Raw genomic sequence first — 11,984 nt, 5'->3', positions numbered from 1 at the left:
TCAACGATCCGGGCTAGGGCGGCCGGGCGGGCCGGCCGGGGGTGGGGTGGGGGTTAGACCGGGTCGGCTACCGGGGCGGCGGGGCCGGCGGTGCCGGGGGACGCGGCCGGGGGCTTGGGCTTGGCGTCGATGCCGGCCTCGGTGCGCTGCTGGGTGGTGATCGGGGTCGGGGCGCCGGTCAGCGGGTCGAAGCCGCCCCGGGTCTTGGGGAAGGCGATCACCTCGCGGATCGAGTCGGCCCCGGCCAGCAGCATGCAGACCCGGTCCCAGCCGAACGCGATGCCGCCGTGCGGCGGGGCGCCGTACTTGAACGCCTCCAGCAGGAAGCCGAACTTGTCCTGCGCCTCGGCGGGGGTGATGCCGAGCAGGTCGAAGACCCGCTGCTGCACGTCGCCCCGGTGGATACGGATCGAGCCGCCGCCGATCTCGTTGCCGTTGCAGACGATGTCGTACGCGTAGGCCAGGGCCCGGTCCGGGGCCTCCTCGAACCGGCCGACCCAGTCGGCGTTCGGCGAGGTGAACGGGTGGTGCACGGCCGTCCAACCGCCCTCGTCCGTGCGCTCGAACATCGGCGCGTCGACCACCCAGCAGAACGCCCAGGCGCTCTCGTCGATCAGCTTGGCCCGCTTGGCGATCTCGATCCGGGCCGCGCCGAGCAGTTCCTGCGCCTCCCGGGTGTTCGTGCCGGCGGCGAAGAAGACCGCGTCGCCCGGCTTGGCCCCGACCGCGTCGGCCAGGCCACCCAGGTGCTCGGCGGAGAGGTTCTTGGCCACCGGCCCACGCGCCTCGCCGGTCTCGGCGTCCAGCACCACGTACGCCAGGCCGCGCGCGCCACGCGCCTTGGCCCAGTCCTGCCAGCCGTCCAGCTCCTTGCGGGTCTGCGCCGCACCGCCGGGCATGACCACCGCGCCGACGTAGCCGCCCGCGTCGATCGCACCGGCGAACACCCGGAACTCGGTGCCGCGCAGGTACTCGGTCAGCTCGGTCAGCTCCAGGCCGTAACGCAGGTCGGGCTTGTCGGAGCCGTACCGGGCCATCGCGTCGTGCCAGGTGATCCGGGGGATCGGCCGGGAGATCTCGTGCCCGGCCAGGTCCTTCCAGAGCGCCGCGACGATCGCCTCGCCGAGGTCGATCACGTCGTCCTCGGTGACGAAGGACATCTCGATGTCGAGCTGGGTGAACTCCGGCTGCCGGTCGGCGCGGAAGTCCTCGTCGCGGTAGCAGCGGGCGATCTGGTAGTACCGCTCCATGCCGCCGACCATGAGCAGCTGCTTGAACAGCTGCGGCGACTGCGGCAGCGCGTACCAGCTGCCGGGCTGGAGCCGCACCGGGACCAGGAAGTCGCGGGCGCCCTCGGGGGTGGACCGGGTCAGCGTCGGGGTCTCGATCTCCAGGAAGTCCCGCTCGTGCAGCACGGTGCGGGCGAGCTGGTTGGCCCGGGAGCGCAGCCGCATCGCGTTGGCCGGGCCACTGCGACGCAGGTCCAGGTAGCGGTAGCGCAGCCGGATGTCGTCGCCCGCCTCGACCTGGTCGTCGACCGGCAGCGGCAGCGGCGCGGCCTCGGAGAGCACCTCCAGCGCGCTGGCGGTCACCTCGATCTCACCGGTGGGCAGCTCCGGGTTCTCGTTGCCCTCCGGGCGGCGGGTCACCTCGCCGGTGACCTTGACGCAGAACTCGTTGCGCAGCGCGTGCGCGTCCTCTTCGCGGAACACCACCTGGACCACGCCGGAGCCGTCGCGCAGGTCGACGAAGATGACACCGCCGTGGTCGCGCCGGCGGGCCACCCACCCGGCGAGCGTCACCGTGGTGCCGGCGTCCGTCGCGCGCAGGCTGCCGGCGTCATGGGTACGGATCACGACTTGCGTCTCCTCATCTGCGGTACGGCTGTTCCCCCGCATTGTGTCAGCCGCCCGGTCCGCCCGGTTGCGGGGTGAGCAAGGCCGGCCCGCCCACCGGACGCGCGGAACGGGCCGCCGGTGTTCCCGACGGCCCGTTCGCGCAAGGTGGATCAGCGGATCCGGTGGCGCATCAGAGGATGCGGCAGATCGGTCAGATGATGCTGACGCCGTAGACGCTCAGCGGCTCGGTGACCGGCTGGAAGTAGGTGGTGCCACCGCGGGTGCAGTTGCCGCTGCCGCCGGAGGTGAGGCCGACCGCGCTGCTGCCGCTGAACAGCGAACCGCCACTGTCGCCCGGCTCGGCGCAGACGTTGGTCCGGATCAGGCCGGAGACCGAGCCCTCGGCGTAGTTCACGGTGGCGTTGATGGCGCTCACCGAGCCGCTCTTGAGGCCGGTGGTGCTGCCGGAGCGCTGCACGCTCTGGCCGACGTACGCGTTGGCGGCACCGGTGACGTCCCGGAAGCTGCCGTTGTAGAGGGAGACGTTGCCGGTCGCGTTGGCGGCGTTGCTGTGCCGGACGATGCCGTAGTCGTTGCCCGGGAAGCTGGTGCCGGTACGGGTGCCGAGCACGCTGGTCTGGCCGGAGTTCGAGTACCAGGTCGAGCCGATGTTGGTGCAGTGCCCGGCGGTCAGGAAGAAGGTCTGACCGGCGCTGTTGCGGACGTTGAAGCCGAGCGAGCAGCGACCGCCGCCGGTGTAGATGGCCTGGCCGCCGGAGATCTTGGTGCTGAGCACGCCGGCCTCGGCCTCGACCCGGACGGTGCCGCCGGTGCGCGCGGCGGCGGCCTTGACCCGCTCCAGCTTGGCGCCGGTGACGGTGCTGTCGACCGACACGACGACCTGGTTGGTGGCGGTGTCGGTCCACCACGCGGTGCCGGGGATCTTGGCCGACCGCTCCAGCTCGGCGGTGGCGGAGCGGAGCTGGGCCGCGCCCCGGGTGACCAGCTTCGGGACGGCACCGGCGGCGCGGACCTGCTTGGCGGCGGCGGTGTCGGTGACGGTGACGACCATCTTGCCGGCGGCGTCGGCGTAGGTGCCGGCGGCGCGGTCACCGAGACGCTCGGCCAGGCTGGCGGCGGCGTCGGGGGATGCGGGCGAGGCGGGGGCCGCCTGGGCGGGGGCACCCATGAGCGCGCCGGTGACCAGGGTTCCGGCCATGGCGACGGCGGCGGCGTGTCGGAGTGAGGACCTCGTGGGTCGCATGCAACAACCTCCGGAAGGGGGTGACGGGCGGCGTCATGAAGACGCACCCGGGGACAACCGGCCGACCTGGGGAAACCGGCCGAGAGACTGAAGTATTCACATATTTAAGATCGTTATCAAGACATGCGTTTGCCCGGATTCACCCCACCAGCGGTTATGACGGTCAGGCAACATCGTGGACACATCCATGTCAGACCCTCAGTCAGCCTGCCCCGCCCCCACAGCGGGCCGGGCCCGAAGCGGCCACCGCCGACAGCCCGAAGCCGCCACACCGGGGGTCCGACGCCGCGGTCCCGACCCGGTGTCGAGTGGTTCGCAGGCGGCCCGGTTGCGCGCCGCACCCGGTCCCGCAGGCACCGCAGCCGATCCCGCAGGCACCCCAGCCGATCCCGTGGACGCACCGACCGGAGCCGACCCGCCCCCGCACCCTCCGGCGAGACCAGTGGCACCGGGGTGGGCCGGCCACAGCCGGGACGGCACGGCACGACCGGGCCGCCGACCAGGACGTCCCGTGCCGGCAGGCCCGATGGCGGCGGAGAACGGCAACACTCGACACCCGTCACCGGGAGTCATCATCAGTCGACCCCGCCACCTGACGGTCGCCCCCTTTGCTCTGCCGCCTTCACCGCGACAGTTACCTCAGGTAGCCACCCATGAGAAGACCAGCGAACCACACGTCGCAAGGAAGGGCAGCTCAGGCCGGTGGCGCTCCGAGGGCAGCAGAGCAAAGCGCGGAAGGGTAGGAGCACGAGGGGGGAGCCGTTGTCACGGTGCGTCACACCCACCGACCTGTCACCGAAAGTCACCGACTTCGAGGAACGGACGGGGCAACCGGGTTACGCATGACGTCGGCACAACCCCGGGCGAAGCGGCGGAGGGCCGGAAGAGCCGTCCCCACCCGCGCGGCACGCCGACGCGCCCGCCGCACGGCACACCCGACGCGCCCGCCGCAGGAGGTGGCGACGTGGTCGCAGCACACCCCCGTGCCTGCGGGCAGGCACGGGGGTGGTGAAACGCCGGAGGGGACGGTCAGGTCAGGCGCGGGCGGCCAGCTTGGCGGCGCGCGCGTCGCGCTTCTCCTCGAACCGGGACGCGGCCTGCTCCAGGCCGTCCAGGTGGGCGGCGATCCGGTCGCGGGCGGCCTCGCCCTCGGCGTCCAGACCGACGACGTTGAACACGTCCCACTGGCGCAGCACCGGGGCCACCACGTCGTCGCGGTGCTGCCGCAGGTCGTAGATGCCGGCGAGGGCGATCGTCACCGACTTGCGGGCGAAGCCCTCGATGCCCACCCCGGGCATCTGGAAGTCTGCCAGCACCTCGTCGATGGCACGCATCGTCTGGTTCGGGTCCACCTCGAGGGCCGCGCCGAGCAGGTTGCGGTAAAAGATCATGTGCAGGTTCTCGTCGGCCGCGACGCGACCCAGCAACGCCTCGCAGACCGGGTCGCCGGTGATCCGGCCGGTGTTGCGGTGTGAGATGCGGGTCGCCAACTCCTGGAACGACACGTACGCCAGCGAGCGCAGCATCGACGTGTCGTGCGAGTTGCTGTAGCCGGCGGTCATGTGCACCATCCGGGCCCGCTCCAGGGCCACCGGGTCGACCGCCCGGGACACCGTGAGGTAGTCCCGGATGGCGGTACCGTGCCGACCCTCCTCGGCGGTCCACCGACCCACCCACGTCCCCCACGCCCCGTCCGGGCCGAACAGGGTGGCGATCTGATGGTGGTACGACGGCAGGTTGTCCTCGGTGAGCAGGTTGACGATCAACGCCGTCCGGGCCACCTCGGGCAGGGTCGAGTCCCCCTCCGACCACGCCTCGCCGCCGAGCGGGCCGTCGAAGGTCCGCCCTTCGCTCCACGGCACGTACTCGTGCGGAAACCACTCCTTGGCCACCGAGAGGTGACGGTCGAGGTTCTTGGCGACCACGGGTTCGAGTTCGTGCAGCAGCGCGGTCTGGCTCAGCTCGGTCACAGGGCCCCTCCCTACGGTGGCGTAACTTACGCCACCGTAGGTCCCCGTCGGCGTACGCGCCAGTAACTGAGACTCAGCCGACCAGCGGCTTCAGGTCCGCGTGGGGCGGCGTCCACTCGGCCGGCACGGCGTTCACCTGCTCGCCCGAACGGATGTCCTTGACCTGGTCACCCTCGGCACCCCGGAACCACACGTACGGGATACCACGCCGCTCGGCGTAGCGGATCTGCTTGCCGAACTTGGCCGCGTTCGGTGACACCTCGGTCGGGATCCCCCTCGACCGCAGCGCCTCGGCGACCGCGTTGCTGCCCGCCCGCTCCTCCTCGGCACCGACCGCGACCAGCACACAGGTCGGCACGCTGCGCGAGACCGACAGCGCCCCGGCGCCGAAGAGCAGGCCGAGCAGCCGGGTCACCCCGATCGAGATGCCGACCCCCGGGTACGACACGGCACCGGCGCTGGCCAGGTTGTCGTACCGGCCACCGGAGCAGATCGAACCGAACCGCTCGTAGCCGAGCAGCTGGGTCTCGTAGACGGTGCCCGTGTAGTAGTCCAGGCCCCGGGCGATCCGCAGGTCGGCGACGCAGAGCCCCGGCGCGTGCGCGGCAGCCGTCTCCACCACCGCGACCAGCTCCGCGATGCCCTCGTCGAGCAGCGGATCGCTCACCCCGAGGGCGCGCACCGCGTCGGCGAAGGAGGCGTCCGGGGCGGAGATCCCGGCCAGCGCCAGGCACGCCTTCGCCTGGGCCGCGCTCGCCCCCGCCGTCTCGGCCAGCAGGTCGGCCACCCTGTCCGGGCCGATCTTGTCGAGCTTGTCGACCGCGCGCAGCGCCGCCTCCGGGTCGGTCAGCCCGATGCCCCGGTAGAACCCCTCACAGATCTTGCGGTTGTTCACCTGGATCAGCACCGGCGGGATCGGCAGCGACCGCAGCGCGTCCCCGATCACCAGCGGCATCTCCGCCTCGTAGTGCGCCGGCAGGGTGTCCCGGTCGACGATGTCGATGTCGGCCTGGAGGAACTCCCGGTAGCGCCCCTCCTGCGGGCGCTCACCCCGCCACACCTTCTGGATCTGATAGCGGCGGAACGGGAACTGGAGCTTGCCGGCGTTCTCCAGCACGTACCGGGCGAACGGCACGGTCAGGTCGAAGTGCAGGCCGAGCGCATCGTCACCGGCCGGACCATCCGCGTCGGCCTGCAACCGGCGCAGCAGGTAGACCTCCTTCGAGGTCTCCCCCTTACGCAGCAACTGGTCCAGTGGCTCCACCGACCGGGTCTCCAGCGGCGCGAACCCGTACAGCTCGAAGGTGTGCCGGATCCGGTCGAGGACGAACTGCTCGATCATCCGCTGCGACGTGGTCCACTCCGGGAAGCCGGACAGGGGCGTGGGCTTGCTCATGGCGTACTCCTTGCGGGTCCGCGCCGGGCGCGGTGAGAGCGAAAGGTCCGCGCGCGGCGCGGAGGAGAAGCTAGAGGCCGCGGGTGGGCGCGGCCGGACGTGCGCCACCGGGGCCCGCCACGTCGACCAGGTACGGGTTGCGCACCCGCTCGCGGCCGATGGTGGTCCTCGGGCCGTGGCCGGGCAGCACGACCGTGTCGTCGGCCAACGGGAGGACCTTCTCCCGCAGGCTGGCCAGCATCCGGGGCATGCTGCCGCCGGGCAGGTCGGTGCGACCGATCGAGCCGGCGAAGAGCACGTCACCGGAGAGGCAGAGCTGGTCGGCTTCCCAGGGCGAGCCGGTGCCGGGCAGCCGGAACAGCACCGACCCGCCGGTATGGCCCGGCGCGTGGTCGACGGTGATCTCCAGGCCGGCCAGCGCCAGCGTCGCCCCGTCGGTCAGCTCCGCGACGTCGTCCGGCTCGGTGTACGGCAGCCGGCCGCCGAACAGCGCGGTGAGGTCCATCGACAGCGCCTTGGTCGGGTCGGCCAGCAGCTCCCGGTCCTCCGGGTGGACGTACGCCGGGATGCCGCGCGCACCGCAGACCGGGGCGACGGAGAAGGTGTGGTCGAGATGGCCGTGGGTGAGCAGCACGGCGGCCGGGTGCAGGCGGTGCTCGGCGAGTACGGCGTCGAGCCGGTCGAGCACCCCGATACCGGGGTCGACCACCACGCACTGCTCCCCCGGCGCGGTCGCCACCACGTAGCAGTTGGTGCCGAAGGCGTCCGCGGGAAAGCCGGCCACGAGCACGTCCGCTCCCCTTTCGTTCGAGTCGTCCGTCTCCTGGGCAGCCTAGTCGTCGGCGCGATCCGATATCCGCGCCCACCCGCACCACGGCCCCCGTACGGCACAGTGACGCACTTTGATAAACCCAGGCCGGCCCTCGTACACCACTTTCACAGCGGGTACCCGTACACTCTGGCGGGCGTGTGGCGTGGCGCACCTGCGGACATCGTGGCGCGTACGGCCCGACCGCCGGTGACGACCAGGGTAGAGGAGGGGAGCACGGGTGGCTTCCAGCAGGGACCGGCAGCGCAAGCTCGCGCGGGAGAAGCTCGACCGGCAGTTGGCCCGGCGGGCCGCCGCCGCCCGACGGCGTCGGCAGATCCAGGCCGGGGTCGGTGCGGCCGTGGTGCTGGTGCTGATCGTGGCCGGCGCGGCCTGGGGGCTGGGTGCCTTCGACAGCGACCCCGAGCAGAAGGCCGCCGAGGACGTCTGCCTCTGGACGCCGCAGGACGCGGCCGCCAACACCAACCTCAAGGACGTCGGCACCCCGGCCACCACCGGTCTGCCCACCACCGGGGTACGCACCATGACGATCGACACCGACCAGGGCGGCCCGGTCACCGCCGAGCTGGACCTCGCGGCGGCGCCGTGCGCCGGGGCGAGCATCGCCCACCTGGCCGGCAAGTCGTTCTACGACAACACCAAGTGCCACGAGATCACCACCGAGGGTGCGTTGCGTTGCGGCGACCCGAGCGGCACCGGGCTGGGCGGCCCCAGCTACTCGTTCTACAACGAGAACGTGCCGACCGCGCCCGAGGCGAGCCCCTCGGCCAGCCCGCCGCCCGGGCAGCCGCCGACCTACCCCAAGGGCACGGTCGCGATGATCAGCAACCCGCCGGGCGCCAACGGCAGCCAGTTCCTGCTCTTCTTCAAGGACTCCAGCCCGGCCCAGCCGGCGTACCCGATCATCGGCCGGATCACCGGCGGCCTCGACGTGGTCGAGAAGATCGGCGCCCAGCCGACCGTGGACAACGGGGCGGGCGCCAAGGTCAAGCCCAAGACCGACGTGCTGATCCGCAAGCTGACCGTCGGCGAGGCGCAGGCCGCGCCGGCTCCGGCGACCGGTTCCCCGGCCGCGTCCCCGGCGGCCAGCCCCAGCGCCGGCTGAGCCGGCCCACCACCCGTACCTGCGGCCACGCCGCGCCAGAGAAAGCCCAGGAGGAGTGACCGTGACGTCCACGAGAGAGCGGCAGCGCGCGGCGGCGCGGGCCCGACTTGAGCGGGAGATGGCCGAACGTTCGGCCAAGGCCCGCAAGCGCCGGCAGACGCAGGCGATCGTCGGGGCCGCCGCGATCCTGGTGCTCGTGGTCGCCGGCACCGTCTGGTTGGCGACCAGCCTCGGCGGTGATGACGACGACAACAAGCAGCAGACCGCCAGCACCGAGGGCTTCTCGCAGTGCACCTACAACGAGGCGCCCAAGGAGGGCCGGCCCGCGCAGATCAAGGACGTCGGGCTGCCCCCCAACCAGCAGGCCAACAAGGGCACCCAGACGCTGACCCTGGAGACCAACCTGGGTCCGATCGTCGCCAAGCTCGACCGGACCAAGGTGCCCTGCACCGCCGGCAGCTTCACCCACCTGGCCAGCAAGGGCTTCTTCGACAACACCAAGTGCCACCGGCTGGTGACCGAGGGCATCAAGGTGCTCCAGTGCGGCGACCCGAGCGCGACCGGCGCCGGCTGGCGGCAGACCGACGGCACCGGCGGGCCGAGCTACGGCATGGCCGAGGAGAACCTGCCGACCGACAAGCGGCCCCCCTACCCGGAGGGCGTCATCGCGATGGCGAACGCCGGGCAGGGCACCACCGGCAGCCAGTTCTTCATCGTCTACGGCGACTCGCAGCTCGACCCGAACTACACCGTGCTGGGCACCGTCACCTCCGGCATGGACCTGGTCAAGCAGGTCGGGGCGGCCGGTGACGACAAGGCGTACGCGCAGCAGGCCGGGGGTGGCCACCCCAAGAAGGAGGTCACCATCACCAAGCTGACCATGAGCGACATCGAGGGCTGACCCCTCGGGTACGACGAAGCGCCCGCCGGCTGAGCCGGCGGGCGCTTTCGTGACCCTGGTGTCCGAACCCTCCCCGGGGGCGCCTCCGGACGGCTCCCGGACGGCCGGGTGGGCCGCCGGCCCGGCGGTCGGGTGAGCCGCCGGGCGGAGGTTCCCCAGGCCCGTCAGGCGCCGGAGGTGACCCGGTAGGCGTCGAAGACCCCGTCGACCTTGCGGACGGCGGCCAGCAGGTGCCCCAGGTGCTTCGGGTCGGCCATCTCGAAGCTGAACCGGCTCACCGCCACCCGGTCCCGGGTGGTGGTGACCGTCGCCGACAGGATGTTGACCCGCTCCTCGGAGAGCACCCGGGTGACGTCGGCCAGCAGTTTGTGCCGGTCGAGTGCCTCCACCTGGATGGCCACCAGGAACGTGGAGGCGGAGGTGAGCTTCCAGCTGACCTCCACCACCCGCTCGGCCTGGGCCCGCAGGTCCTCGGCGTTGGCGCAGTCGTCACGGTGCACGCTGACCCCGCCGGAACGGGTGACGAACCCGAAGACCGAATCCGGGGGCACCGGCGTGCAGCACCGGGCCAGCTTGATCCAGACGTCGCTGACGCCCCGCACCACCACCCCGGGGTCGCTGCTGTTCTGCCGGCTGTGCGGCGGACGGGTGGCGACGGCGGTCTCGGCGATGTCCTCCGCCGCGCCCTCCTCACCGCCGTACGCGGCCATCAGCTTCTGCACCACCGACTGCGCCGACACCTGGCTGTCGCCGACCGCCGCGTAGAGCGACGCGACGTCGGCGAGGTGCAGGTCCCGGGCGATCGCCATCAACGCGTCGGAGGTGAGCATCCGCTGCAACGGCATGCCCTGCTTGCGCATCGCCTTGACGATCGAGTCCTTACCGGCCTCGATCGCCTCCTCACGCCGCTCCTTGTTGAAATACTGGCGGATCTTGGTGCGCGCCCGGGGGCTCTTGACGAAGCTCAGCCAGTCCTGCGTCGGACCGGCCGTGTCGGACTTCGAGGTGAAGATCTCGATCACGTCGCCGTTGGACAGCGCCGACTCCAACGGCACCAGCTTGCCGTTGACCCGTGCCCCGATGCACTTGTGCCCGACCTCGGTGTGCACCGCGTACGCGAAGTCCACCGGCGTCGACCCGGTCGGCAGCGGAATGACGTCACCCTTCGGGGTGAAGACGTACACCTCCTGGCTGGACAGGTCGAAGCGCAACGCGTCGAGGAACTCCGACGGGTCGGCGGCCTCCCGCTGCCAGTCCAGCAGCTGCCGCAGCCAGGTCATCTCGTCGATGTGCGCCGGCGGGCCGACGATCTGGGTGCCCTTGTGCTCCTTGTACTTCCAGTGCGCGGCGATACCGAACTCGGCGGTACGGTGCATCGCGTAGGTGCGGATCTGCATCTCCACCGGCTTGCCGGTGGGCCCGATGACCGTCGTGTGCAACGACTGGTACATGTTGAACTTGGGCATCGCGATGTAGTCCTTGAACCGGCCCGGCACCGGCTGCCAGTTGGCGTGGATGACCCCCAACGCCGCGTAGCAGTCCCGCACCGTGTCGACCAGGATGCGCACCCCGACCAGGTCGTAGATGTCGTTGAAGTCCCGCCCCCGCACGATCATCTTCTGGTAGATCGAGTAGAGGTGCTTCGGCCGCCCGGTCGTCTCCGCCTTGATCTTCGCGGCCTTGAGATCGGTGCCGACCTTCTGGGTGACCTGCTTGAGCAGCGACTCCCGCTGCGGCTGGTGCTCCCCGATCAGCCGGAGGATCTCCTCGTAGCGCTTGGGGAACAGGGTGCCGAAGGCCAGGTCCTCCAGCTCCCACTTGATCGTGTTCATACCGAGGCGGTGGGCCAGCGGCGCCAGGATCTCCAGCGTCTCCTTGGCCTTCTGCTCCCGCTTCGGGGCCGGCAGGAAGGACAGCGTCCGCATGTTGTGCAGCCGGTCGGCCAGCTTGATCACCAGGACCCGGGGGTCCTTCGCCATCGCCACGACCATCTTGCGGATCGTCTCCGCCTTGGCCGCGTCGCCCAGCTTGACCTTGTCCAGCTTCGTCACGCCGTCGACGAGCAGGGTGACCTCGGGACCGAAGTCGGTGCGCATCTGGTCGAGGGTGTACTCGGTGTCCTCGATCGTGTCGTGCAGCAGCGCCGCCACCAGCGTGGTGGTGTCCATCCCCAGGTTGCCCAGGATGGTCGCCACCGCCAGCGGGTGGGTGATGTACGGGTCACCGGACTTGCGGTACTGACCGGAGTGCCACCGCGCGGCGGTGTCGAAGGCGCGCTGGAGCAGCCGGGCATCCGCCTTGGGGTGGTTTTCCCGGTGGCTGGAGATCAGCGGTTCGAGCACCTCGCTGACCTGGGAACTCTGCCAGGGGGCGTTGAACCGGGCCAGCCGCGCCCGCACCCGACGCCCGGTCGGCGCGTTGGACAACGCGAAACCGGCGCTCGGGGACGGGTCGTCGTCGAGCGCCGCCCCGGCTGCCATGCCGTCGAGCGTGGCAGCGACGTCGTCGCCGACCCCCGCCGGGCCGACCGGTGGGTCGTTCTTCCGAGCGGTCACCGCGCCGTCAGCGTCGCCTGTCGGGTGCACCGTGCCCTCCACCGGAGGGACGACATCGTGGGACACCGGCCTCCTCACCGATCGCCGGGACCACGCCGGCCGTGCGGCCGACGCCTGTCTTCCAAC

8 protein-coding genes are annotated in these 11,984 nt (G+C 71.4%); 2 read left to right on the top strand and 6 right to left on the bottom strand.

The genetic code is table 11. The features are described from left to right. Positions 1 to 53: 53 nt before the first annotated feature. The 5 genes from aspS to JQN83_RS24265 all read right to left on the bottom strand — a co-directional run bounded on the left by aspS (position 54) and on the right by JQN83_RS24265 (position 7,258). On the bottom strand, positions 54 to 1,856 hold the full coding sequence (gene aspS, locus JQN83_RS24285; RefSeq protein ID WP_208569466.1) for an aspartate--tRNA ligase: 1,803 nt from the start codon (positions 1,854 to 1,856) through the stop codon (positions 54 to 56). A gap of 193 nt (positions 1,857 to 2,049) precedes the next feature. After that, a complete protein-coding gene (locus JQN83_RS24280; RefSeq protein WP_208569465.1) occupies positions 2,050 to 3,102 on the bottom strand; it encodes a S1 family peptidase in 1,053 nt (350 codons plus the stop codon). A 1,034-nt stretch (positions 3,103 to 4,136) separates the two neighbouring features. After that, entirely contained in the window at positions 4,137 to 5,072 is a 936-nt protein-coding gene (locus JQN83_RS24275; RefSeq protein ID WP_208569464.1) for an acyl-ACP desaturase, read from the bottom strand. 73 nt (positions 5,073 to 5,145) lie between these two features. After that, positions 5,146 to 6,468, bottom strand: a complete 1,323-nt coding sequence (gene hisS / locus JQN83_RS24270) for a histidine--tRNA ligase (protein WP_208569463.1) — start codon at positions 6,466 to 6,468, stop codon at positions 5,146 to 5,148. 70 nt (positions 6,469 to 6,538) lie between these two features. Continuing rightward, a complete protein-coding gene (locus JQN83_RS24265; RefSeq protein ID WP_208569462.1) occupies positions 6,539 to 7,258 on the bottom strand; it encodes an MBL fold metallo-hydrolase in 720 nt (239 codons plus the stop codon). 259 nt (positions 7,259 to 7,517) lie between these two features. Here JQN83_RS24265 and JQN83_RS24260 point away from each other — a divergent pair, with 259 nt between their 5' ends. Together JQN83_RS24260 and JQN83_RS24255 are read left to right on the top strand one after the other, a co-directional pair. After that, positions 7,518 to 8,402 (top strand): peptidylprolyl isomerase, encoded by an 885-nt coding sequence (locus tag JQN83_RS24260; RefSeq protein WP_208569461.1) that lies wholly within the window; start codon positions 7,518 to 7,520, stop codon positions 8,400 to 8,402. Positions 8,403 to 8,463: 61 nt separating this feature from the next. Next, positions 8,464 to 9,303 (top strand): peptidylprolyl isomerase, encoded by an 840-nt coding sequence (locus JQN83_RS24255; protein WP_208569460.1) that lies wholly within the window; start codon positions 8,464 to 8,466, stop codon positions 9,301 to 9,303. Positions 9,304 to 9,467: 164 nt separating this feature from the next. Here JQN83_RS24255 and JQN83_RS24250 read toward each other — a convergent pair whose 3' ends face one another. Continuing rightward, positions 9,468 to 11,924 (bottom strand): RelA/SpoT family protein, encoded by a 2,457-nt coding sequence (locus tag JQN83_RS24250; protein WP_372444115.1) that lies wholly within the window; start codon positions 11,922 to 11,924, stop codon positions 9,468 to 9,470. Positions 11,925 to 11,984: the final 60 nt, after the last annotated feature.

Origin of the sequence: Micromonospora antibiotica, assembly GCF_017599305.1 — a bacterium.
GTDB classification, from domain to species: domain Bacteria; phylum Actinomycetota; class Actinomycetes; order Mycobacteriales; family Micromonosporaceae; genus Micromonospora; species Micromonospora antibiotica.
This window is presented reverse-complemented; position numbering and strand designations above follow the sequence as displayed.